The organism is Nocardioides bruguierae (assembly GCF_023656415.1).
GTDB lineage: Bacteria > Actinomycetota > Actinomycetes > Propionibacteriales > Nocardioidaceae > Nocardioides > Nocardioides bruguierae.
The window spans coordinates 53,691-75,973 of the sequence record NZ_JAMOIL010000015.1 but is presented as its reverse complement, the minus strand read 5'-3'; the positions used below and the strand labels follow the sequence as shown (position 1 = coordinate 75,973).

The following is a 22,283-nucleotide window of genomic DNA, read 5'->3' as shown; positions in this document are numbered from 1 at the left end:
CGCTGGCCATCCGAGGACGGCATCAACGACTCGATCCGCTCCCACTGAGCGTCATTCAGCACTGCCACACGCGACATGTGTCAACCATCGCCGACCACCACGCCCGGATTAAGCAGACACGCTCTAGGGCCGTCTCGGCGTGCTCGGCCGGCACGATCGCGACGAGCTTGCCCTCGTTGGCGACCTGCCAGGGGTCCAGGCCGAGCAGGCCGCAGGCGTCCTTGACCTCGGCGGGGACGGGCACGTCGCGCTCCACCACGTCGATCCCGACGCCGGAGGCCGACGCGATCTCGCACAGCGAGGCCGAGAGGCCACCGCGGGTGGGGTCGCGCAGCAGTGGTCGGGTCTCTTCAACCTGCCCAGCCGGCTCGTCCGCGCACCGTGGCCCTCATGTGGGGTTCCTGTGCGCGATCAGCGGTGCACCAGCAACCGAATCCGCGTCCAGGAACGTTGCTCAATCACCGCCCACGACGCGCGGCGCGGATGAGAGGCGGGTCAGCAACCGAACGCCGACTCACGTCGGTTGCTGCCGCACCGTCGATGGCATCACGACGACTTCCTCGCTCAGCCCGAAGGTTCACCAACCGCCATCAGTATTTCTTTGAGATACGGCGTTGGTTAGGTCCCAAGGGCTGAGCGTCGCCCCTCTCTGCCGCCAGGCGCAGCTCTCTCACGGTCTTCTTCGCGCTTCGCGCCGGTATTCCGCCTTCGCAGCTGCTCTGCCCGCCGGCCAGCGGCTCGCCGCTCACGCTTTTCGCGCGCACGCTGTTCAAGCTCACTGCTCTGCGGCTCCCTCGTCACCGGCAGAGCCTATTGGTCGCGGACCCTTCCGGTCCGCAGTTTGGTCAGCGCTGGGCGGACTCGGCAGCGGAGAAGAAGTCCCAGGCGACGGCGCCGGTGTCGAGGGCCCGGTTGGTGGCGCCCATCTTCTTGAACGCGCGGACGCGGAGGTTCGGGACGGAGTGACCGCCGCCCTGCACGGAGTAGAGCGCGACGGGGTGCTTGCCGTCCTCCTCCCAGTGCAGGTGGCGGACGCGGGTGGCGCCGTCGTCCGCGAGGAAGCGGCTGGCCCCGCGGCTGGTGATGCCGTTGCGCTGCAGCCAGTAGGAGCTGGTGTCGCGGATGGAGAGGTTCGCCCCGCGGGCCTTGCCGAAGAGCGAGGCGACGCCGCCGGCGTAGGGGACGACCGGGTCCTCGGTGCCGTGCACGAGCAGGACGGGCATGGCGACGCGCTGGTCGTCGACGTCCCAGTTCTCGGCCACCGGCAGGGTCGCGCCGACGAGGGCGACGCCGTGGGCGAGGTCGGGGCGGACGTGCGCGAGCGTGGTGGCCATCTGGCCGCCGTTGGAGAAGCCGACGACGTAGGCCCGGTCGGTGTCGGCACCGGTGCGGGCGGCGACGTCCTCGAGGACGTGGGCCAGGAACGCGACGTCGTCCACGCCCATCTCGCGGGCCTTGGCCGGGGTGTCGATGCGGCCGTCCACCCACATGCCCTCGATGGCGTCGGGGTAGACCACGACGACACCGTCGCGGGCCGCGACGTCGTCGAAGGTGCCGCCGGAGAACTGGCGGAAGCTGTCGGCGTCCATGAGCGAGCCGTGCAGCGCGAGCAGGATCGGGGCGCCGGGCTCCACGTCGGAGGGGCGGACCATCCGGTAGGAGCGTCGCCTGCCGCCGGAGACCATGTCGACCCGCTCGGCGACGGGGGTGGACTGCTCGGGAGTGACGGCGAGGGCGGACACGGGGACCTCCTGGGGACCCTGGGAGCGAGGACCCCCGACCCTGGTGGCCGTTGGTCTCTGCACTCTTTGCTCGGTGCAACCAGGACCCTGCCCGGCTCGTGCCCGGGTCGCACCGTCTGCCAGGTCACATCCGGCGGACAAAGTCTTCGACATCCGTCGAATATCGGACTGTCGTCGCAGGCAGACGGCCTGTCCGACAGGGACGTTCGTACCGGTCAGGTGGCCGACGTCACCCGCCACCTGACCGGATCGTGAACGCTCGACGACCTAGATGGCGGAGGGGTGCCGCGCGAGGGCGGTGACCTCGATGTCCATGTAGGGGAACAGCGGCAGGCCCCAGATGACGTCGTTGAGCGCGTCGCCGTCGGCGACCTCGAAGACCGACAGGTTCGAGTAGGTGCCGGCGATCCGCCACAGATGCTTCCAGGTGCCGTCGCGCTGGAGCTCCTGGGCGTAGGCCTTCTCGCGCGCGACGGTGTCGGCGCGGACCTCGGGGTCGAGGTCGTGGGGGATGTTCACGGTCATCTGCACCGCGAAGAGCACGGGCTTCTCCTTCCGTCGGGGTTCCGGGGTTCAGGGTGGCCTTGGTCTCGCGACAGTTGCAGAGCAACTTCCTCGACCAGCGGCGGGCACGCCGGGCGCGCGTCCTCGACCAGCGGCGGCGGGCGTCCGGACGCGCCGCAGCCCACCCCGCAGGCACGTGCGGGGTGGGCCGGGACCGGGGGTCAGGCGGGGTCGAGGACGAAGTCGTAGACGACCTCGTTGCCCGAGCCGTCCGCCTTCGCCGTGGGCGCGAGGATGAGCTCCGGCTTCACGGCGTCGGCGATGTCGGTCTCGATGTAGTCGCCACCGTCGAAGTAGAGCTGGGTGGTGATGAGCTGGTGGCCGGCCGCGCTCACCTTGAGGTGCAGGTGGGCCGGGCGCCAGGCGTGCCAGCCGGCCGCGGCGATGAGCTTGCCGCAGGAGCCGTCGGTCGGGATCTGGTACGGCGCGGGCTGCACGGTGTGGATCATGAAGCGGCCCTCGGCGTCGGTGGTGAAGGTGCCGCGCAGGTTCCACTCGGGGATCTCGGGGGCGAACTGGGAGTAGAAGCCCAGGTCGTCGGCGTGCCAGAGGTCGACGGTGGCGCCGGCGAGCGGGGTGCCGTCGACGGCACGGACCTGGCCGGAGAAGTCCAGCTGGGTGCCGGGCTCGCCCTCGCGCATCGGGAGCGTGCCCTCCGAGCCGAGCTGCGGGGAGCCCGGGGACGTAGTACGGGCCCTCGATCGTGCCCTTGGAGCCCTCGCGATCGGCGTTGGCGACCTCCTCGACCACGTGCTCGATCCACACGTCGAGGAACAGCGGCCACTCGCCGTCCTCGCCGACGCTGATCAGCCAGCTCTTGAGGGCGTCGTACTCGGCGTAGGTCACCTGCTTCTCGCGGATGACCTCGTGCAGGGCCTTGATCGCGGCGGTGGCGACCTCGTCGACGCGGGCGGGGTCGACCTCGCCGCCGGACCAGCCCTTCTTCTTGAAGGACTCGGTGGCGTTGGCGCCGGAGGCGGCAGCGGTGGCGGTGACCTCGCGCTCGAGGGACTGGGTCATGGTGACGCTCCAATTCTTCTCGCACCCGGGTTCGTCCCCGGTGACGGATGGGTGGCCCCGGTGACGGGGTCGAGTCTGGCTCGGTGGGTGGCGCCGCCCGCCTCGGCGGGCGGCTGGTGTCGGGGTCAGTGGTCCTGGCGGTAGTGGGAGAGCTTCTGCTCGTCGACGTCGGTCCCGAGGCCGGGACCCTGACGCACCTTGAGGTGGCCGTCGGCGATCACGAGCGGCTCCGCCAGGAGGTCGTCGCTCATGTCGAGGTAGTTGGAGAGCTCGGCCGGACGCCGCGAGGTGAGCTCGTGCGCAGCACCGAACGCGGCGGTGGCGACCGTGCCGACCTGGGTGTCGATCTGGTTGCCCATCACCACCTCCACGCCCAGCCCCTCGCACAGGCCCAGCACCCGCTGGCTCACGGTGAAACCGGTGCGCGCGGTCTTGATCGAGATGCCGGTGGCGGCGCCGTCGAGCAGCTCGCGGGCGACCTCGGCCGGCGTGGTCGCGGACTCGTCGGCGAACTGCGGGATGCTCGCCTGCGCGGTCAGCCAGCGACGCCCGAGGACGTCGTCGGCCGGGCACAGCTCCTCGGCCATCGAGAGGTCGAGGTCGTCCATGGCGCGCAGGGCCTGGGCAGCCTCGGACGGGGTCCAGCCCCGGTTGCCGTCGACGTACAGCTCGACGTCGTCGCCGAGCGCGGTGCGCAGGGCGCGGACGGCGTCCGTGTCCTGCTTCCACGGCCGACGACCGACCTTCACCTTGAACGCGGTGACGCCGTGCTCGTCGCGCATCTGCTCGGCGGCGGCGACCATCTGCTCGGCCGGCGCGAAGCCGACCATGTGCGAGACGCGCAGCCGGTCGGTGAACCCGCCGAGCAGCTCGGAGACCGAGACCCCGAGGGTGCGCCCCAGCGCGTCCCACAGGGCCATGTCGACGGCCGACTTGGCGACGGGGTTGCCGACCGTGCGGTGCAGGCGGGAGCGCACGGTCTCCCGCTCGAGCACGCTGAGGCCGGTGATGGAGGGAGCGAAGATCCCCGTCACCGCTGCGATCACCGAGGCCTGGGTCTCGCCGTAGGTGAACGGCCGTGGCGGGGCGTCCGCCGTGCCGACGACGCCGTCGTCGGTGTGCACCCGGACGAGGACGTGCTCGGCCGTGCGCACCTCCCCCGAGGCGAACTTCAGCGGCTTGCGGTAGTCGATCGCGTAGGGGATCGCCTCGACCGCGGTGATCTTCATGTGTCCACGGTCACACGCAGATCGAGACGGGGGAAGGACCTATTTCCTCTCGATCAAGATGCGCCACGTCTTGCTGCAGGTGGCACCAGTCACAGGCTGCTCCCAGGTGCGGGGACGCCGGGCTTGCGTCCGCGGTCGGCCACGACGGCGCGGACGACGTCGAGCACCCGCGCCAGCACGGGCGAGGCGTCCCCGGCGCGGTGGGCGACCGCCAGGTCCACGTCCGCCGATGCCGCGACCAGCGGGCGGTACGTCGCGCCGGTGATCCGCAGGTGCTGGACCGACTCCGGCACCAGGGCGACCCCGAGCCCGGCGGCCACGAACGAGACGAGGGTGGAGGTCTCGGCGACCTCGGTGCCGTGCGGCGTGAAGCCCGCGTCCTGGCAGGCGGCGAGCACCGCGTCGTGCACCACCGATCGCTGGTGGCTGGGGTAGGTGACGAACGGGTCGTCGGCCAGGGCCGCGAGGTCGACGGCCCCGTGGCCGGCCAGCCGGTGGGTCTCGGGCAGGACGACGACCAGCCGCTCGCGCCGCAGCGGGTGCACCTCGATCGCGGGGTCGCCGACCGGCGGGCGCAGCACGCCCAGGTCGAGCTCGTGGGCGAGCATCCCCGAGACCTGCCGGGGCGTGAGCAGCTCACCCCGCAGGTCGGCCTCGACCCCGGGCAGCCGCGCCTGCAGCGCCCGGCTGATCGCCGGCAGCAGCTCGTAGGTGGCCGACCCGGTGAACCCGATCGAGACCCGCCCCACCATGCCGCCGGCCACCAGCGCCGCCTCGTCGTTGGCCGCCTCGACCCGCGCCAGCACGTCGCGCGCCCGCTCCAGGTACCGCTGCCCGGCCGGCGTGAGCTCGACCCGGCGCGACGTGCGCTCCAGCAGCTGCACCCCCAGCTCGGCCTCCAGCTGCTTGATCTGCTGGCTCAGCGGCGGCTGCGCCATGTGCAGGCGCTCCGCGGCCCGGCCGAAGTGGCACTCCTCCGCCACCGCGACGAAGTAGCGCAGGTGGCGGAGCTCCATGGGCGCCACCCTAGAGCGCTCAGCCCTGCCGGTGATCGAGGTGCGACGAGCATGGCCGAGGAGCATCCAGATCGCCGGTCTCGAGGCTCGGCCGTAGCCGGCCTCGCACCTCGACCACCGATCCGGCCGTGGCCGGCCTCGCACCTCGACCACCGATCCGGCCGTGGCCGGCCTCGCACCTCGACCACCGATCCGGCCGTGGCCGGCCTCGCACCTCGACCACCGGAAGGTGGCTCAGGCGCGGGCCTGGGACGGCGAGCAGCCGTAGCGGCGCCGGTGCGCGGCCGCGAACCGGCTGGCCGAGGAGAACCCCCATCGGGCGGCCACGTCGGAGACGGTGGCGGCGGGGTCGGCCCGCAGGTCGGCGGCGGCGCGCACCAGCCGCACCTCGACGAGGTAGTCGGTGGGCGTGGTGCCGAGCCAGGTGCGGAACGCCTCCTGCAGGCGGCGCACGCTCACGCCGGCGACCTCTGCCATGGCGGCGGCCGTCCAGGCGCGGGCGGGGTCGTCGTGCAGGGCGTCCACGACCCGGCGGACGTGTCGGGGCTGGGCCGGTCCGGCATGGACGGCGGCGGTGGCGCCGTCCGGGAAGACGCTCATCAGCAGCCCGCTGGCCAGGGCCCCGGCCAGCTGGGCACGCACCACCTCGGCCTGCGCGAACAGCGCCGGCTCCCGCAGGTGCGCCGCCAGGCTCAGCGCCAGCTGGCGCCAGGCGCGGCCGGAACCCGTGTCCAGGGCGAGCTGGTCGGGCAGCAGCCCGCGCAGGTGCATCCGGTCGATGCCGAGCACGGTCTCGGCCTGGGCCTCGAACCAGCCGGCGTCGACCTTCACGCCGAGCACGGTGCAGGTGGCGTCCCAGTGCGAGATCCGGCTGGGGACGTCCGCGCGGAAGACGGTGGCCTGCCCGGGCAGCGAGGTCAGCGTCCCGTGCCTGGCCGTCGACTCCAGGTGGCCGGTGAGCGGCAGGTTCACCTCGTAGGAGTCGGGGTAGTCGCACTCGATCGCGACGTCCGCGCCCCACCCGACCTGGCCGACGACGACGGGCCCGAGGTCGAGGGACGCCAGCGTCAGCCGCGGCTCCGGGCCGCCGCCGAGCACCTGGAGCCGGTGCGGGAAGTAGACCTGCGCCACCGCCTCGCTGGCACGCCCCCAGTCGGGCGCGTCGGGGCGAGGCCGGTCTGGCATGGCCGGAACGGTACATGAGACCTGCGTCACAAAGCAGCCGCGCAATCCGTACCGCCGCGACGCCATCGGTGTCGCCGGGACTCCTCCCCCGTCCCTACCTTCTCGACACCGAGCAGGCCGCTCACCCCCCCGACGACCCCCTCGCCACGAAGGCAGAGACGCAGGTCAGGAGGGGGTGTGCGCCGCCCGCCGCTCACCGGCCTCCATCACCGCAGAGGAGTCACCATGACCACCACGCAGCAGCCCAGCCTCGCCTGGCTGGACGACGTCACCATGACCGAGCTCGAGCGCAACCCGTACCCCGTCTACGAGCGGCTGCGCGCCGAGGCGCCCCTCGCGTTCGTGCCGGTGCTGGGCGCCTACGTCGCCTCGACCGCGGAGATCTGCCGCGAGGTGGCCACCAGCGACTCGTTCGAGGCGATCATCCCGCCGGCCGGCGGCCGCACGTTCGGCCACCCGGCGATCATCGGCGTCAACGGCGACGTCCACGCCGACCTGCGCAGCATGGTCGAGCCCGCGCTGCAGCCGATGGAGGTCGACCGCTACGTCGACGACCTCGTGCGACCGATCGCGCGCACGTACCTGGAGAAGTTCGAGGACGCCGGCAAGGCAGAGCTCGTCGCGGACTTCTGCGAGCCCGTCTCGGTGCGCTCGCTCGGCGACCTGCTCGGCCTGGAGTCGGTCGACTCCGAGACCCTGCGCCGCTGGTTCGCCCAGCTCAACCGCTCCTTCACCAACGCGGCCGTCGACGAGAACGGCGAGTTCGCCAACCCCGAGGGATTCGTCGAGGGCGACCAGGCCAAGGCCGAGATCCGCGCGGTGGTCGACCCGCTCATCGACGAGTGGATCACGAACCCCGGCGACTCCGCCATCAGCCACTGGCTGCACGACGGGATGCCCGAGGGCGAGACCCGCGACCGCGACTACATCTACCCCACGATCTACGTCTACCTGCTGGGCGCGATGCAGGAGCCGGGCCACGGCGCCGCGTCCACCCTCGCCGGCCTGTTCACCAAGCCCGAGCAGCTGGAGGAGGTCGTCGACGACCCGACCCTCATCCCCCGCGCCGTCTCCGAGGGCATGCGCTGGACCTCCCCGATCTGGTCGGCCACCGCCCGGATCAGCAAGGAGCCCGTCACCCTCGCCGGGCACGACCTGCCCGCCGGCACCGTCATCCTGCAGTCCTACGGCTCGGCCAACCACGACACCGGGCTCTACGACGCCCCCTCCGAGTTCGACCTGCACCGCCCGCCGCTGCCGCACCTCGCCTTCGGCGCCGGCAACCACGCCTGCGCGGGCATCTACTACGCCAACCACGTCATGCGGATCGCGCTCGAGGAGCTCCTCGAGGCCATCCCGAACCTCGAGCGCGACACCAGCGAGGACGTCGAGTTCTGGGGCTGGGGCTTCCGCGGCCCGACGACGCTCCACGCCACCTGGGAGGTCTGATGCCCCGCGTCAGCGTCGGCTCCAGCAGCGTCGAGGCCCCGCCGGGCCAGAGCGTCCTGGAGTCCCTCCTGCGGGCCGGGGTCTGGATGCCCAGCTCCTGCAACCAGGGCACCTGCGGCACGTGCAAGGTGACGGTGCTCAGCGGTTCCGTCGACCACCGGGACTCGCCGCTCGAGACGCTCCCGGCCGAGCAGCGGGACGCCGGCCTCGCACTGGCCTGCCAGTCCCACCCGACCTGCGACGTCGAGGTCACGCCGGCGGGGCCGACGTCCGCCCGTGCCGGGGAGGCCCGCACCCACCCGCTGCGGGACCTCACGGCCACCATCACCGGCATCGAGGACGTCGCCCGCGACACCCGCAAGGTGCTGCTGGCGCTCCCCGAGCCGCTGGCGTTCAGCGCCGGGCAGTGCGTCGAGCTGGAGGTGCCGCGCACCGGCGAGCGCCGCCAGTTCTCGCTGGCCAACACGGCCACCGAGGACCGCGTGCTCGAGCTGCACGTGCGCCTCGTCGAGGGCGGCGCGGCCACCGAGCGGTGGCTGTTCGCCGACGCGGCGTGCGGCGACGAGGTCCGGGTGACCGGGCCGCTCGGCGACTTCCGCGCCCCCGAGCCCGAGGCGGACGACGGCGGCCCGATGGTGCTGCTCGGCGGCGGCACCGGCCTGGCCCCGCTCCTGGGGATCGTCCGCACCGCGCTGGAGCGGCACCCCGACCGGGAGGCCGTGCTCTACCACGGGGTCCGGCACGCGGCCGACCTGTACGACCGCGAGCGGCTGGTCGACCTGGAGAACCGGTTCGCCGGCTTCCGGTTCGTGCCCGTCCTCTCCCGCGAGGAGACCCGCGCGTACCGCACCGGCTACGTGACCGAGGCGTTCCTCGCCGACGTCTCGTCGGCCCGCGGGTGGACCGGCTGGCTGTGCGGCTCGCCCGCGCTCTTCGAGTCCGGTGCCGCAGCGTTCAAGCGGCGGCGGATGGCGCCGCGGCTGATCCACCGGGAGAAGTTCACCGCTGCTCCCGCCACGTCCTCCCTCACCAGCCCTCTGACCAGCACAGGAGCCTGACCATGGCCACCCTCACCGTCCTCTACGGCACGCCGACCGACGCCGAGGCGTTCCGCACCCACTACGAGCAGGTGCACGTGCCGCTGGCCCTCGCGCTGCCCGGCGCGAAGGACCCGCGCTACTCCCTCGACGTCACGACCCTGGCCGGCGAGCCCGTCTTCGCGATGTTCTCCGCCGACTTCGCCACGCCCGAGGCCCTCGAGGCCGCGATGGGCTCGCCCGAGGGCCAGGCCGCCCAGGCCGACGTCCCCACCTTCGCGACCGGGGGCGTCACCATCCTCGTCTCGTGACGCAGCACCGACGGACGCGACCTCAGCCGAGGCGCGCCAGCAGCTCCTCGAGCACGGTCAGCACGCCGTGGTCGCGGAAGGACGGCGCACGGTAGGCCGCGGCCTCGACGACCGCCGGGTGCGCCTCGGCCATCGCGAAGGAGAGGTCGACGGCGCGCAGCATCTCCAGGTCGTTGAGGTAGTCGCCGAACGCGGCGGTCTGCGCGGGCGTGACGCCCAGCGAGGACTGCAGCGCCCGCACCGCGACGCCCTTGTTGGCGCCCGGCGGCATGAGGTCCACCCAGGCGTGCCCGGAGACGACGACCTGGTGCGGGTCGCGGTGGTGCAGCAGCGCCGGCGCGACCTCCTTCTCCACGTCCTCGAAGGAGTAGACGGCGATCTTCACGATCTCGTCCTCGATGCCGGCCGAGCCGTCGAGCACGGCCCGCTGGTCGTCGACGGCGGTGAGCCGGGCGTAGTAGCGCGACGCCTCGGCCCAGAACTTCTCGTCCGTGCGGGAGACGTAGGCCGAGGCCTTGCCGCACACGACCACGCCCAGGTCGTGCCCGTCGGCGACGAGGCCGTCCAGGGTGTCGAGCACGTCGAGCACGAACGGGGTGTCCAGCACGGTGGAGGAGATCTCCTCGCCGTCGCGGACCACGAGGCAGCCGTTCTCGGCGACGAACACCATGCCCTCGGCGACCCGCTCGAAGGCCGCGGTCAACGTGTGCAGCTGGCGGCCGCTGGCGGGGGCGAACACGATGCCCCGCTCGCGCAACCGGTCGATCATCGCCCAGGTGGGCTCGGGTACCTCGCCGTGCTCGTCCAGCAGCGTGCCGTCCATGTCGACCAGGACCAGCCGCAGGTCGAGCGGGCCCTCGGGCAGCGTGGGGAGCGCGGGAGCGGTGTCGGGGGGAAGGGTGCTCACCTGCCCATCCTGACGGCCGGTGCCCGCGGGCCACGAGTCGCCGCGGCCGAGACCTCCCCCACGCCGCGCGTGAACGTTGCTGCCGACTCACCGCCGAGTCGGCAGCACGTTGCTGCCGACTCGGCGGTGGGGGCATGGGACGGGGTGGCCGGGGCAGGGTCAGTGGCGGCAGTCGGCGCGCGGCACGTCGGCGGGCACGACCGCCCCGCCGTCGTCCACGCGGACGAGGCCCGCCGAGGTGACCACGAGGTGCCCCGACCCGGGGCGGACGAGGGCGGGGTCGGTGAGCGCCAGCACCGCCCAGGCCGCGGCGAGGTGGACGACGCCGCGAGTACGGCCCAGCGGCAGCAGCGACCGGGTCTCCGCGATCGCCTCCTGCTCCCTGGCCCGCAGCACCACCGGCAGGTCCGGCGAGACCCCGGTGGCAGCGACCGCGACCGCCACGTTGTCCAGGTCGTCGGAGCCGACCGCGGCCAGCGCCCGGGCGTGCCGCACGCGCACCCGCTCCAGCGTCGACCGGTCGCCGCCGTGGGCGGTCACCACCGGCACCCGCAGCGCCCGCGCGACCCGCAGCTGGCCGGCCGCCCGGTCCCGCTCGACCCCGAGCACCGGCACCCCCAGGGCCCGCAGCTCCGCGGCCAGCCGCAGCCCCACCTGCCCCATCCCGACCACGACGACGTGGCGTGAGCGCGGCGCCGCGTGCGGGCCCCAGATGCCGACCAGCCGCGGCCCGAGCATCCGGTCGACCAGGCCCGCCGTGAAGGTCGCGGCCAGCATGATCGTGGTGAGCATGGCGATCCCGGCGAAGACGGCGTAGGCGGGCGTCGCGTGCTCGGCCGCGGGCCCCACCGTGGCCACGACGCGGGAGGCCTCGAGGAAGCTGTCGACCGGGTCGTGGTGGCTGAGCACCAACCAGGTCCAGTCGGCCGCGAGCACCACGACCAGGCCGTGCAGCCCGAGCAGCATCAGCCGCGTGCCGACGTCGTGCACCCGCCAGGAGGGCAGGAGCCGCCGCAGTGCCCAGGGCCGGCGCACCAGCGCCCGCTCCAGGACGAGGTCGGGCACCCCGTCCGGACCGAGCACCTCCCGCGCGAGCACCGCCTGCCCACCGTCGTGCCAGGCGGCGAGCACGTCGGCGCCGAGGCAGGGCCCGGCCAGGCTGGCGGCCGCGACGTCGCCGGGCGAGGCGATCCTGGCCTGGGGCAGGAGGCTGCGCAGCCGGTCGGCGACGGTGCGGTCGAAGATGGAGACCACCAGCGGCACCACCTCGTCCAGGTGGGCCACGGCGAGGGCGTAGCGCAGCGCCAGCGCGTCCCCGCGCACGGCCACGACCACCCCGGCGGGCCGCTCGTCGACCGCGGCGGCCAGCGCCCGGTCGTCGGGGGCGGCGAGGTGCTCCACGAGCCCGCCCCGGGCGGTCACGGCCCCGCACACGCGGTCGGCCACCGGGGTGTCGCCGATGACGAGGACGGCCCCGTCGGGGCGCGGACCGTGGACGAGCGGGGGCAGCGGTGCGTCGGGCATCGGACCTCCAGGGCGTGTCGGGCCGGGCGGTGAGCGAGCATCCTGGGGCCCGCTGTGGGCGTCCGGCTATCGGAATCACGCCCGGACCTGTGCGCACTCGCGGTGGCGCGGGAGGATGCGCGTGTGCTCGTCGAGTCCGTCGCCACCCCGTTCACCGACGTCGTCACCCATCACGGCGAGGGCCCCGTGTGGGACGAGGAGGGCACGCTGCGCTGCGTCGACCTGCTGGCCGGCGACGTGCTGACGGTGCCGCTGGACGGCAGCGCCCCCACACGTCGTCACCTCGGCGACGTGGCCGCGGTCTGGCGTCCCCGCACCCGCGGCGGCGCGGTCGTCGCGCGCGAGCACGACCTCGTGCTCCTGGCCGCCGACGGCAGCGTCGAGCAGCAGGTGCCGGTCGTCGAGGACCGGCAGGCCGAGCACGGCGGCATCCGCCTCAACGAGGGCGGGTGCGACCCGGCCGGCCGCTTCTGGGTGGGTTCCATGCCCTGCGACGAGACCCGGCCCGCGGGCACGCTCTACCGCGTCGACCCCGACCTCACCGTCACCGCGGTGCTCGGCGGGCTGACCATCCCCAACGGCCTCGCCTGGTCGGCCGACGGTCGCGTCGCGTTCCACGCCGACAGCCCCACCCGCGTCGTCTCCCGCCTCGTGGTGGACGAGGCGGGCGACCTCGTCGAGCGCGAGCCGTGGCTCGACCTGGACGCGCTCGACGTCGACGGCTACCCGGACGGGCTCACCGTCGACGCGGCCGGCGGGGTCTGGGTCGCGCTGTGGGGTGCCGGGTCCGTCGTGCGGTGCGAGGACGCCCCGGGCGGCCCGGTCGCCACCCACCGGGTGCGCGTGCCGGCGTCCCAGACCTCCGCGGTGGCCCTGGAGCCCGGCGGCACCCGGCTGGCGATCACCACCTCCGCCAAGCAGCTGGCCCCGGGCGCCGAGCCGCTCGCGGGGGCGCTGTTCACCGCCCGCGCGCCGTTCCCCGGCGTCCCCGTGCGGCCGTTCGCGGGGTAGCGCCGGCCTGCTGGTCGGGTACGGGCGTCTCGAGGCTCGTCGCCGGGGCTCCTCGCACCTCGACGACCGGTGCGGGTCAGCGCAGGCCCAGCTGCCTCCGGGCGGCGTTGGCCATCTTCCGCTCCCCCATGGCGTTGGGGTGGACGATCACGGGGTTGGTGCCCAGCAGCACCGGCTCGACCCAGCGGTCACCGACCGGCTGGCAGGCGTCGTGCCCGTCGGACAGCCGGTTGAGCCCCACGTAGGTGACGCCGGTGGCCTCGGCCGCGCGCGCGACCGCGTCGTTGAGCACGCGCTGGAGGCGGCGCAGGTAGGCCACGTCGCCCTCGGCGATCGGCATCTGCGGGTAGCAGCCCTCGGAGCGCGGCATGATCCACGGGTAGGACAGGATGCCGACCTTCGCGTTCGGGGCCGCCCGCGTGACCGCGGTGAGCGCCTCGACCAGGCTGGGGTAGGTCACCCGTCGGATCGTGCGCACGAACTCGTTGCCGTGCTCGTCCTTGCAGGGGCTGCCCGTGCCGAGGGTGGAGAGACCGGCGGTGCCGCAGGCCTGGATCGCGCCGATGAAGACGCCGGAGTCGTTGCCGCCGATGGTCATGGTCACCAGGTCCACGTCGCGGTCGAGCGCGTCCAGCTGCGGGGCGACACCGGGGTACTGGGAGGTGGCGAAGTGGGTGGTGTCGGCCGCACCGCACGAGACGTCGGTGAAGTCGGCCTCGATCTGCCCCGCGAGCACGTGCGGGTAGTTGCGGGTCGAGCGCAGGCACGCCGGCGGCGCCGTCGGGTCCAGCGGCAGGACGCCGGAGGCCGCCGAGTAGGAGTCGCCCAGCGCGACGTAGCGCAGCGGCTCCCGCTCCGCCGCGGTCGCGCTCGGGGACACGGGGGCGAGCAGGGCCAGGGACGCGGCCGCGGCTCCGAGCAGGGCGAGCAGCGGACGGGTGCGGGTCGAGGGCACGAGACCTCCCGGGATCGACGTCGTTGACATCCGTTCAACGACGCGGAGTGACGGGGGTCACGCCCTGCCGCGCGACCCCCGCCCGCCCAGGAGGGGAAGGACCTCAGAACAGGTCCGGCACCGTCCAGCCGTCGAGGTCGTACTCGGAGAGGAACTCGTCGGCCAGTCCGCGCATCTGGTCGGTGCCTCCGCGGTTCTGCGCGGCGAACAGCAGCTCGGCCTTCACGTTCTCGTGGTTGCCGGAGTAGTTGCGCTCGTAGAGCTCGTGCCGGCCGCCGAACTCCGACCCGATCGAGTCCCAGAGCGCCTTCATGACCTTGACCCGGTCGACGGCGGTGATGCCGTCGGAGCCGCGGACGTACTTGTCGAGGTAGGGACGCACGACCGGGCTCTTGAAGTCCGCGGCGCCGCTGGGCAGGTAGATCAGTCCGCTGGCGACGTCCTGCTCGATGATCTCCTTGACCCGCGGGTACCCGTGGATCATGAACATCCGGTAGGTCAGACCGTACTCGAGCTTCGGGATGACGGCGTCGCCGATCCAGGGCTCGGGGTTGCGGGCCATCGACTCGGTCAGCGACCAGAACAGGTTGCGCCAGCCGATCACCTCGCCGACGCGCGTCTGCACCCCGCGGAAGCCGCCGGAGCCGGTGGCGTCGAGCGCCTTGAGCAGCAGGCCGGCGATGAAGTCGAGCTTCACCGCGAGTCGCGTGCAGCCCTGGAAGGTGAACCGCGGCAGGAACCCGGACTGCGGGAAGAACGCGTTGATCCGGTCGACGTCGCCGTACATGAAGACGTTCTCCCAGGGCACGAGCACCTTGTCGAAGACGAAGATGGTGTCGTTCTCGTCCATCCGGCTGGAGAGCGGGTAGTCGAACGGCGTGCCGTTGCGGGCCGCCTGCTCGGTGTAGGACGAGCGGCAGATGAGCTTGATGCCGGGGGCGTCCATCGGCACCGTGCAGATCAGCGCGAACTGCTTCTTCTTGATGGGGAGCCCGTAGTGGGCGATGAAGTTGTAGTTGGTGATCGCCGACCCGGTGGCGACCACCTTCGCGCCGGAGACGACCAGGCCGGCGTCGGTCTCCTTCTCCACCTTCATGTAGACGTCGCCGACCTCGTCGGGCGGCAGCTGGCGGTCGACGGGCGGGTTGATGATCGCGTGGTTCCAGTAGAGGACCTTCTCCTGGCTCTCGCAGTACCACCGCTCGGCGTTGGCCTGGAAGGGCGCGTACAGCTCGGAGTTGGCGTGCAGGGTGCCGAGGAAGCTGGCCTTGTAGTCGGGCGAGCGGCCCATCCAGCCGTAGGACATCCGCGCCCAGCGGGCGATCGCGTCGCGCTCCTTGAGCAGGTCCGCCGACGAGGTCGGCGTCTTGAAGAACGGCATCGTGACGCCGCCGGAGCCCGTGTCGGTCGGCACGGTCAGCTCGTCGACGTGCGGTCCGGTGTGCAGCGCGTCGTAGAGCCGCGCAGTCATCCGGATCGGGTTGCGGAAGGCGGGGTGCGTGGTGACGTCCTCGACCCGCTCGCCGTGCAGGTAGATCTCGCGGCCGTCCTTGAGCGACTCGATGTACTCGTCGCCGGTCATCGGCCGGGAGGCGAAGTTGGTGGTGCGGTTGGCCTCGGAGTCGGCCGCGGGGTTGACGGTCGGCGGGCCGTCGGCGCCGACGGCGCTCTCGCGGGACAGGGTCTCGGTCACGGTTCCTCCAGTGGGTCGTGGGCGGTGCGGTGGGTGGGCTCAGTAGTGGGTGGGCTCAGTAGTGGGTGGCGTGGGCGAGCGCCTGCTCGGGCCGCCGGACCACGGGCGGGGAGAAGTCGCAGGCGGCGTCGAACCAGCCGCGCTGGGGGTCGTCCGCGCAGCCGAGCCAGACGACGTCGCCGTGGCGGGCGCCGACCTCGCGGAAGGCCGAGTCGGCGAAGAGCAGGGACGCGCGCGCACTGGTCTCGGCGCGCACGATCTCCCCCAGGTGGAGCACGTGGTCCCCGCCGTCCACGCTGCGCCACGGGCGGCAGACGAACGTGGCGGCGGTTCCGCCCAGGGTCGGGACGACGGTGCGGCGCCCGTCCTGCTCGAGGGTGGCCGCGTCCCAGGGCAGCGGACCGGGCGACGGGCGGCCGGCGAAGTGCATGGCCACGTCCACCTGGTCGGCGGCGAGCACGTTGACCGCGAAGGCCGCGCCCTCCAGGAGGCCGCACGCGCGACTGGTGCGGGTCAGCGCGACCTGGAGCAGCGGCGGGTCGAGGGAGACCGGCATGAACGCCGTGACGGTCGCGCCGTGCCGACCCGGCTCCCCGGTGGTCGGGTCGGGGGCGGCGCAGGTCACGACGGTCACGCCGGTGGCGAAGCGGCCGAACGCGCTGCGCAGTGCGCGGGCGTCCGGCGCGGGGGCGTGGTGCGCTCGGCGGTCGACGGGCATCTCGGTCCTCCTGACGGGGTGCTGCCGGCGACGTGGGACGTGTCCCGCGTCACGGATGGCCGGGACGTTAGGCCCGCGGAGAGGGGCCGGACGATCCGCTCGGCGCACTGCCGATCCGCTTCGCGCAGCCGGATCTCGGAGCGCCCTGAGTCGTCCACGGCCCGGTGCTACTGTGACCGGCGTCACGTCACTCGCGCGCCCAGGAGGTGCCCGTGCACGCTGTCGCCCCGGGTGCCGAGCCCGACCTCGCGCAGCACTCCGCCGCCGTCGCGGACGTCTACTTCCCGCACCGCCTCGTCGTCCGCCGCGCCGGCGCGACCGCCCCCCCGAGCTGCGGGCCGTCGACCTGGGGCCCGTGCGCCTGGCCCGGATCGGCTGGGGCGCCGAGGTGGCCGTCGAGTCGGACCACCCGGGAGCGGACCACCCGGGAGCCTGGGCGGTCAACGTCCCGCGGAGCGGGGTGCTGGAGGCACGCGTGGGCGGCCACCACGTCCTGTCCCTAGACGGGCAGGCGACGGTGTGCCCGCCGGACGTGCCGGCCCGGATGCACCGGTGGTCGGCGGACTGCTCGATCGTCGGGATGCGCGTCGATCGCGGCTACCTCGCCCAGGAGGTGGCCTCCCTCGTCGGTCTCGGCACCGACCGCATGCCCGGCCAGATCGACCTGCGCACCGACGCCGGACGCGCCTGGCTGGGGCTGCTGGGCTCGATCGGCACGGAGGCGATGCGCAACCCGACGCTCACCCGCGACCGGGCGGTCGCTCGACGCCTCGGCGCCACCCTGACCGCCGCGCTGGTCAACGCCTGCTTCCCGGAGGAGCCGGAGTGCGGCACCGTGCGACCACGCATCGTGTCCCGCGTCCTCGAGGCGATGGAGGCGGACCCGGCCCGCGAGTGGACCTCCGCCGACCTCGCCGAGGTCAGCGGCGTGGGCGTGCGCCGCCTGCAGCAGGGCTTCCGGCGCTACGCCGGCACCACGCCGACCCAGGCACTGCTCGGCATCCGGCTGGCCCGGGTGCACGCCGACCTGCTCGCGGGCGCCGCGCCGACCGTCGCGGAGGCCGCGTCCCGGTGGGGGTTCAGCCACCTCGGTCGCTTCGCCGCGGCCTACCGCGAGGCCTACGGGGTGCCGCCGTCGAGCACGCTGCGACGGGCCGACTGACTACCGCTCGGCGCTGCGGGGCTCCACGTCGAGGGGGCCGGCGGCGGGCAGGTCCAGCACGAACCGCGCCCCTGAGCCCTCGGCCTCGTCCCCCGCGGGAGCCACCGGCTCGCAGCGGATCGTCCCACCGTGACGCTCCACGATGCTGCGCGCCAGGGCGAGGCCGAGCGAGGTGCCGGAGCGGTCGGCGGGCTCGTCGGAGACCGGGAAGCGTCCGAACCTGGTGAACACGCGCTCCCGCCAGGCCGGCGGGAGGCCCACGCCGTTGTCGGCGATGCTGAGCACGACCCGGGCACCCTGGAGGCTGCCGGTCACGGAGACCTCCGGCGTGGTGCCGTCGGGCACCCGGTCCACCGCGGAGCGCAGGACGGCGGCGAGCATCTCGGCCAGCATCTCGCGGTCGGCCGAGACGGCCGGCACCGGACCCACCCGCACCCGGGCACGGGGCACCGCCCCGTCCGCGACCTGACGGACCAGGCCGAGGAAGCCCTCGAGCTCGACCCGCTCGGGCTTCACCGGGCCGGCCTCGACCCGGGTCCGCACCAGCAGCTCGTCGACGAGGTCGCTCATCCGCACCAGCGCGCGACCCACGTGCTCCACCGCCCGTGCCGAGCGGGCAGGGTCGACCGGCTCGCCGTCGGTGGCCGGCTCGAGGTGGGTGCGCGCCAGGGCCACCCAGTCCTGGGCGGTGGTGATGGGGCCCGCGAGGTCCTCGCGGACGGTGCGTGCGAACCCGGCCAGCTTCGCCGCGCGCGCCCGGACCTCGGTGACGTCGTTGAGGACGACGAGGGCCTGCGCCCCCGCCCCCAGGTCGGTGCCCAGCGCCGAGCCCTCGCGCAGGCGGACGGCCTGCACCTGGACGACGATGCCACCGGCATCGGTGTGGATCAGCAGGTCGTGCGGCGGGACGACACCCTCGCGCAGGGCCCGTCGGGACGGGTAGTCCTCCTCCGGGAGCGGGGTGCCGTCGGTGCGCAGCAGGCGGTAGCCCGCCGACGTGGGGGCCAGCCCCTCGCCGGTGAGGCGGGCCCAGGCCCGGGCCGTCGCGTTCGCGGTGACCAGGTTGCCCTGCCCGTCGAAGACCACCAGGGCCTCGGCGATGGAGTCGGTGATGGAGTCCAGCAGCTCCAGCCGGGCCGAGCGCTCGCGGTCCCGCTCGACCAGCAGGTCCACCAGCTTGCGCCGCTCCTCGACCACCGCGACGGTCGCGGTGGTCGAGCCGAGCAGCGTCAGCAGGAACAGCTGGAGCAGCAGCATCCGGGCCTGGAGCGTCTCGATGTGCCCGAAGGCGGTGAACTCCTGGGAGGTCAGCACGATCACCAGGCCGCCGAAGCCGATCATCCAGGTGGACGCCACGAAGGGGCTGAAGCGGGCGGCGATCCAGATGCCGATCGGGATGATGAGGAAGGCCAGCGAGTCCTGCACGAGCGCCCCGACCCAGACCACGACCGAGAGCAGGCTGAGCCCGACCACGGTGGCCAGGTCACGTCGCTGCACGGCACCGAACTCGGTGCGCCAGGTGCGTCCCTGCCGGCGCAGGTCGCCGACCAGGACAGCGGGGAAGACCACGAAGGCCGCCGCCGTCAGCTGCCGTCCGAACCACACCGCCACGTCGTCCGCACCCACGCCGTTCGGCCCGAGGGCCGCCACGACGCCCGCGGCCAGCGCGCCGGCGCCGGAGGCGAGGGCGAGCGCGCCGAACGTGCGCAGGAACGGCCCCCGGGCCAGCAGCTCGCCCTCGGCGGTGTCCGGCGTGAGCCGCCACCGCTCGAGCAGCCAGGTGCCCAGGACGCCCGACACCACGCCGCTGACCACGCCGCGGACCACGAGCTGCGGGTCCGGGTCGAGCAGCAGCACCGGCACCACGGAGAGGACCACCATGGCCAGGACGGCGAGCAGGCGCCCGCGCCTCCCGGTGACGATGAGCAGGAAGAGGATCGCGGCGCCGGCGTTGGGCCAGACCCCGTCGGTCGGCGCGTGCTGGCGCCCGGTGGAGACCCCGGCCACGACCAGCAGCGTGAAGAGCAGCGCACCCGTGAGGACGCTGGCCAGGCGCAGACGCGGCCCGAACCCCTCCCACGGGGAGCCGAGGGCGGAGCCGGACGACGGCCCGGGGCGACCGTCCGGGTGCGTCGCCCCAGGGTTCGGGGCCCCCGGCCCCGGCTGCGGCGGCAGCCCGCGGGGCGGCACCCCGCGGGAGGGATCTCCCGGACGGTCGGTCGCGGAGCGCGTGCCGGCGAGGCCGGGGCGGTCGGCGATGTCCATCTGCGGGGGCCTCCTCGCCCGCGCCGGCCCTGGGCAGGGCGGAGCGGGGATTGCACGGAGCGGGGGGAAGGGTCGGGAACCGACGGGGGTGGGGGTCCCAGTGTGACGCACGTCGTGCCCCTGGAGCACCCTCCACGGGACGGTCGGCCCGGCACCCGGGTTCCGACAGGGACGATCGTCCGCCGCGGGCCGGACCTGAGCGGCCCGGAACCCGCGCAGCGCGCAGGGTCCGGCGGGCTCAGGCCTGGGCGTCGTCCCGCGCGTGCAGGTGGTGGTGGATGACCTCGTCGATGATGAGCGCGAGGAACTTCTCGGCGAACTCCGGGTCGAGACCCGACTCGGTGGCCAGGTCGCGCAGCCGGGTGATCTGCACGGCCTCGCGGGCAGGGTCGGCCGGCGGGAGGTCCATCCGCGCCTTGAGGGCGCCCACGGCGCGGGTGCAGCGGAACCGCTCGGCGAGCAGGTGCACGAGGGCGGCGTCGAGGTTGTCGATGCTGGCGCGCAGGGCCAGCAGCTCGGGCGGTGCGGTGGCGCCGGTGCTCTCGCTGCTCACGGGCGGTTCCTTTCCTCGGCGGGGTGCCACGGACAGGCTAGTGGTGCGGACCGCCCGGGCCCGGCCACGGTCAGGGCTTGGAACTGACCCCCCAGGGGGTTATTGTTTGTCCGGACAAAGCATTCCACCCCCGATCTCCCGAGGAGACCTCCCCATGTGCCGAGCAGTCACCTGCAAGAAGTGCGGCAAGACCACCTGGGCCGGCTGCGGCCAGCACGTCGACATGGTCATGGCCGGCGTCGCCAAGTCCGACCGCTGCCAGGGCCACGAGAACGAGCCCGCCTCCGGCGGCCTCATGGGCAAGCTCTTCGGCCGCTGAGCCGGACGCACGAGAAAGCCCCCGTCCCGACCCGGGACGGGGGCTTTCTCGTGCAGAGGGGCGTCAGCCCTGGGAGTGCGCGCTGGTGCTGTCCCCGCCGTTGCGGGTGTCCAGCGACAGGACGTAGCCGATGACGATCAGGACGCCGGAGACGATCTCGTTCGCCCGGGTCACGGTGCTGTCGTGCGGCAGGAGCGCGCCGAGCAGGATGTAGGCGACACCGACCGCGACGCCGATACCCACGGCCACGGCCGACGGGCCGATCTGGCGCAGCCACAACGCCGGGAAGAGCACCAGCGTCACCAGCGCCGCGGACCACAGGGCGTTGTAGTGGCCGGTCTCGCCGGCGTCGTACAGCGTGTAGGAGGCGAACAGCAGCCACGTGCCGACCGCCAGGACGAGGTGCACGCCGAAGAAGGAGACGCCCGGGGCCACGTAGCTGCGCTGCAGCTTGGCCAGGTACTCCTCGCGGTCGGCGTCGCTCATCAGCACGGTGCCCATGGAGTCCTTGCGGACGATCTCGCCGTGCTGCTGGTGCGCGACCTCGCGGTGCGCGGGGGTGGTCTCGTCGCTCATCCCTGGTTCCTCTCCGCCCGCGAGGGGCCGTACGTCTCCAGGCACCATCTTGCCGTGCGCGGGGCTCGGGCGCACAGGTGGGGTCCGTGGGTCGAGCACGTAGGTTGGACGACGGCCCGCCGCCGGGCCCTCCCGCGCCACGGGCCGGGAGACACCCCGAGCACTCCGCAGGAGGAGCCGTGCACGCCGAGGTGCTGCGCACAGAGCGCCTGACCCCGTCGATGGTCCGCGTCGTCGTCGGTGGCGACGGGCTCGCCGACTTCTGGCCGGACGCGGGCGACGCCCCGTCCACCGACGCCTACGTGAACCTGGCCTTCGCCCCGCCCGGCGCCGACTACGGGCCGGTCTTCGACCCGGCCGAGGTCCGCGAGAGCCACCCGCGCGAGCAGCAGCCCGCGCGCCGCCGCTACACGGTGCGCTCGTGGGACCCGACGACCCGCGAGCTGGTCCTCGACTTCGTCGTGCACGGGGACGACGGCGTGGCCGGCCCCTGGGCGCAGCACGCCGCACCCGGCGACGTCCTGGTGCTCCAGGGCCCCGGCTCCGGCTACCGGCCCGACCCGGGCGCCGACGTCCACCTGCTCGTCGGCGACGAGTCCGCCGTCCCGGCGATCGCGGCCTCCCTCGAGGTCCTCCCCACGGGCGCCCGGGCCCTCGTCCGCCTCGTCTGCGACGGACCCGACCACGAGGTGCCGCTGCCCTCCTCCGCCGACGTCGACCTGGTGTGGGTCCACCGGACCGCCGAGGACCCCGCCCCGCTGCCCGCCGCCGTCGAGGCGCTGAGCCGGCCGACCGGCCGCGTGCAGGCGTTCGTGCACGGCGAGGCCGAGGAGGTGCGCGCGATCCGCCGGCACCTGCTCGGCACCTGGGGCCTCGAGCGCGCCGACATGTCCTGCTCCCCGTACTGGCGGCGCACCTACACCGACGAGGCCTGGCGCGCGGTGAAGCGCGAGTTCGTGCAGGCGATGGACGCCGACCTGTAGATCCCGTGAAGAACCCCGTGCGGGGTTCGCGCGCACCCCGACTCCTGCCGATCGACCCACCGGC

General features: G+C 73.7%; 22 protein-coding genes and 1 pseudogene. 7 read left to right on the top strand and 16 right to left on the bottom strand.

The features are described 5' to 3' along the window. Window positions 1-55 precede the first annotated feature (55 nt). The 8 genes and pseudogenes from M8330_RS22035 to M8330_RS12985 form a co-directional block, all read right to left on the bottom strand. Entirely contained in the window at window positions 56-334 is a 279-nt protein-coding gene (locus M8330_RS22035; RefSeq protein WP_284704685.1) for an AIR synthase-related protein, read from the bottom strand. Window positions 335-845: 511 nt separating this feature from the next. Continuing rightward, a complete protein-coding gene (locus M8330_RS13015) occupies window positions 846-1,742 on the bottom strand; it encodes a CE1 family esterase (RefSeq protein WP_250827685.1) in 897 nt (298 codons plus the stop codon). Window positions 1,743-2,009: 267 nt separating this feature from the next. Then, window positions 2,010-2,285: a muconolactone Delta-isomerase gene (catC, locus tag M8330_RS13010; protein WP_250827684.1), complete on the bottom strand. Its 276-nt coding sequence runs from the start codon at window positions 2,283-2,285 to the stop codon at window positions 2,010-2,012. A 182-nt stretch (window positions 2,286-2,467) separates the two neighbouring features. Then, entirely contained in the window at window positions 2,468-2,947 is a 480-nt protein-coding gene (locus tag M8330_RS13005) for a dioxygenase family protein (protein ID WP_250827683.1), read from the bottom strand. A gap of 130 nt (window positions 2,948-3,077) precedes the next feature. Continuing rightward, a pseudogene (locus tag M8330_RS13000) lies at window positions 3,078-3,326 on the bottom strand (dioxygenase); the annotation flags it as partial. 125 nt (window positions 3,327-3,451) lie between these two features. After that, window positions 3,452-4,555 carry a mandelate racemase/muconate lactonizing enzyme family protein gene (locus M8330_RS12995; RefSeq protein WP_250827682.1) on the bottom strand — a complete coding sequence of 368 codons (1,104 nt, stop codon included), beginning with the start codon at window positions 4,553-4,555 and terminating at the stop codon, window positions 3,452-3,454. Window positions 4,556-4,644: 89 nt separating this feature from the next. Continuing rightward, window positions 4,645-5,571, bottom strand: coding sequence for a LysR family transcriptional regulator (locus tag M8330_RS12990; RefSeq protein ID WP_250827681.1), 927 nt, complete (start codon window positions 5,569-5,571; stop codon window positions 4,645-4,647). 234 nt (window positions 5,572-5,805) lie between these two features. Then, complete coding sequence (locus M8330_RS12985; protein ID WP_250827680.1) at window positions 5,806-6,756, bottom strand: AraC family transcriptional regulator; 951 nt, start codon at window positions 6,754-6,756, stop codon at window positions 5,806-5,808. A gap of 225 nt (window positions 6,757-6,981) precedes the next feature. Between M8330_RS12985 and M8330_RS12980 the strand changes: the two genes are divergently transcribed. From M8330_RS12980 to M8330_RS12970, 3 genes are read left to right on the top strand one after another with little or no spacing between them, the layout of a single operon-like run. Next, window positions 6,982-8,205 carry a cytochrome P450 gene (locus M8330_RS12980; RefSeq protein WP_250827679.1) on the top strand — a complete coding sequence of 408 codons (1,224 nt, stop codon included), beginning with the start codon at window positions 6,982-6,984 and terminating at the stop codon, window positions 8,203-8,205. Further along, entirely contained in the window at window positions 8,205-9,263 is a 1,059-nt protein-coding gene (locus M8330_RS12975) for a 2Fe-2S iron-sulfur cluster-binding protein (RefSeq protein WP_250827678.1), read from the top strand. The genes M8330_RS12980 and M8330_RS12975 overlap by 1 nt, the downstream gene beginning before the upstream one ends. 2 nt (window positions 9,264-9,265) lie before the next feature. Beyond that, window positions 9,266-9,553, top strand: coding sequence for an EthD family reductase (locus tag M8330_RS12970; protein WP_250827677.1), 288 nt, complete (start codon window positions 9,266-9,268; stop codon window positions 9,551-9,553). Between the two features lie 22 nt (window positions 9,554-9,575). Here M8330_RS12970 and M8330_RS12965 read toward each other — a convergent pair whose 3' ends face one another. Next, window positions 9,576-10,460 (bottom strand): Cof-type HAD-IIB family hydrolase, encoded by an 885-nt coding sequence (locus tag M8330_RS12965; RefSeq protein ID WP_250827676.1) that lies wholly within the window; start codon window positions 10,458-10,460, stop codon window positions 9,576-9,578. 159 nt (window positions 10,461-10,619) lie between these two features. Beyond that, window positions 10,620-11,984: an NAD-binding protein gene (locus M8330_RS12960; protein ID WP_250827675.1), complete on the bottom strand. Its 1,365-nt coding sequence runs from the start codon at window positions 11,982-11,984 to the stop codon at window positions 10,620-10,622. Window positions 11,985-12,107: 123 nt separating this feature from the next. Here M8330_RS12960 and M8330_RS12955 point away from each other — a divergent pair, with 123 nt between their 5' ends. After that, window positions 12,108-12,995 carry an SMP-30/gluconolactonase/LRE family protein gene (locus M8330_RS12955; RefSeq protein WP_250827674.1) on the top strand — a complete coding sequence of 296 codons (888 nt, stop codon included), beginning with the start codon at window positions 12,108-12,110 and terminating at the stop codon, window positions 12,993-12,995. A gap of 76 nt (window positions 12,996-13,071) precedes the next feature. Here M8330_RS12955 and M8330_RS12950 read toward each other — a convergent pair whose 3' ends face one another. From M8330_RS12950 to M8330_RS12940, 3 genes are all read right to left on the bottom strand, one after another. After that, window positions 13,072-13,950: an SGNH/GDSL hydrolase family protein gene (locus tag M8330_RS12950; protein ID WP_250827673.1), complete on the bottom strand. Its 879-nt coding sequence runs from the start codon at window positions 13,948-13,950 to the stop codon at window positions 13,072-13,074. A 103-nt stretch (window positions 13,951-14,053) separates the two neighbouring features. Then, window positions 14,054-15,643 (bottom strand): 4-hydroxyphenylacetate 3-hydroxylase family protein, encoded by a 1,590-nt coding sequence (locus M8330_RS12945; RefSeq protein ID WP_250827672.1) that lies wholly within the window; start codon window positions 15,641-15,643, stop codon window positions 14,054-14,056. Window positions 15,644-15,698: 55 nt separating this feature from the next. Continuing rightward, a complete protein-coding gene (locus M8330_RS12940; protein WP_250827671.1) occupies window positions 15,699-16,361 on the bottom strand; it encodes a flavin reductase family protein in 663 nt (220 codons plus the stop codon). A gap of 355 nt (window positions 16,362-16,716) precedes the next feature. Here M8330_RS12940 and M8330_RS12935 point away from each other — a divergent pair, with 355 nt between their 5' ends. Further along, window positions 16,717-17,523 carry an AraC family transcriptional regulator gene (locus M8330_RS12935; RefSeq protein ID WP_250827670.1) on the top strand — a complete coding sequence of 269 codons (807 nt, stop codon included), beginning with the start codon at window positions 16,717-16,719 and terminating at the stop codon, window positions 17,521-17,523. Here the strand turns inward: M8330_RS12935 and M8330_RS12930 are convergent, their stop codons facing one another. Beyond that, the gene (locus M8330_RS12930; RefSeq protein ID WP_250827669.1) at window positions 17,524-19,788 is read right to left on the bottom strand and encodes a sensor histidine kinase; all 2,265 of its coding nucleotides are present in this window, start codon (window positions 19,786-19,788) and stop codon (window positions 17,524-17,526) included. A gap of 238 nt (window positions 19,789-20,026) precedes the next feature. Further along, window positions 20,027-20,341, bottom strand: a complete 315-nt coding sequence (locus M8330_RS12925) for a chorismate mutase (protein WP_250053613.1) — start codon at window positions 20,339-20,341, stop codon at window positions 20,027-20,029. 154 nt (window positions 20,342-20,495) lie between these two features. Between M8330_RS12925 and M8330_RS12920 the strand changes: the two genes are divergently transcribed. Then, entirely contained in the window at window positions 20,496-20,660 is a 165-nt protein-coding gene (locus M8330_RS12920; protein WP_250053611.1) for a DUF8730 family Cys-rich protein, read from the top strand. Window positions 20,661-20,723: 63 nt separating this feature from the next. Here M8330_RS12920 and M8330_RS12915 read toward each other — a convergent pair whose 3' ends face one another. Then, the gene (locus M8330_RS12915; RefSeq protein ID WP_250053609.1) at window positions 20,724-21,236 is read right to left on the bottom strand and encodes a hypothetical protein; all 513 of its coding nucleotides are present in this window, start codon (window positions 21,234-21,236) and stop codon (window positions 20,724-20,726) included. 179 nt (window positions 21,237-21,415) lie between these two features. On the opposite strand from M8330_RS12915, the gene M8330_RS12910 reads away from it, so the two are divergent. Beyond that, window positions 21,416-22,219, top strand: coding sequence for a siderophore-interacting protein (locus M8330_RS12910; RefSeq protein WP_250827668.1), 804 nt, complete (start codon window positions 21,416-21,418; stop codon window positions 22,217-22,219). The last annotated feature ends 64 nt before the right edge of the window (window positions 22,220-22,283 follow it).

Coding starts and splice junctions, on each gene's coding strand:
- M8330_RS13005 (WP_250827683.1), bottom strand. CDS start 2,947: ATGCGCGAGGGCGAGCCCGGCACCCAGCTGGACTTCTCCGGCCAGGTC.
- M8330_RS12995 (WP_250827682.1), bottom strand. CDS start 4,555: ATGAAGATCACCGCGGTCGAGGCGATCCCCTACGCGATCGACTACCGC.
- M8330_RS12990 (WP_250827681.1), bottom strand. CDS start 5,571: ATGGAGCTCCGCCACCTGCGCTACTTCGTCGCGGTGGCGGAGGAGTGC.
- M8330_RS12985 (WP_250827680.1), bottom strand. CDS start 6,756: ATGCCAGACCGGCCTCGCCCCGACGCGCCCGACTGGGGGCGTGCCAGC.
- M8330_RS12980 (WP_250827679.1), top strand. CDS start 6,982: ATGACCACCACGCAGCAGCCCAGCCTCGCCTGGCTGGACGACGTCACC.
- M8330_RS12975 (WP_250827678.1), top strand. CDS start 8,205: ATGCCCCGCGTCAGCGTCGGCTCCAGCAGCGTCGAGGCCCCGCCGGGC.
- M8330_RS12970 (WP_250827677.1), top strand. CDS start 9,266: ATGGCCACCCTCACCGTCCTCTACGGCACGCCGACCGACGCCGAGGCG.
- M8330_RS12960 (WP_250827675.1), bottom strand. CDS start 11,984: ATGCCCGACGCACCGCTGCCCCCGCTCGTCCACGGTCCGCGCCCCGAC.
- M8330_RS12940 (WP_250827671.1), bottom strand. CDS start 16,361: ATGCCCGTCGACCGCCGAGCGCACCACGCCCCCGCGCCGGACGCCCGC.
- M8330_RS12930 (WP_250827669.1), bottom strand. CDS start 19,788: ATGGACATCGCCGACCGCCCCGGCCTCGCCGGCACGCGCTCCGCGACC.
- M8330_RS12920 (WP_250053611.1), top strand. CDS start 20,496: ATGTGCCGAGCAGTCACCTGCAAGAAGTGCGGCAAGACCACCTGGGCC.
- M8330_RS12915 (WP_250053609.1), bottom strand. CDS start 21,236: ATGAGCGACGAGACCACCCCCGCGCACCGCGAGGTCGCGCACCAGCAG.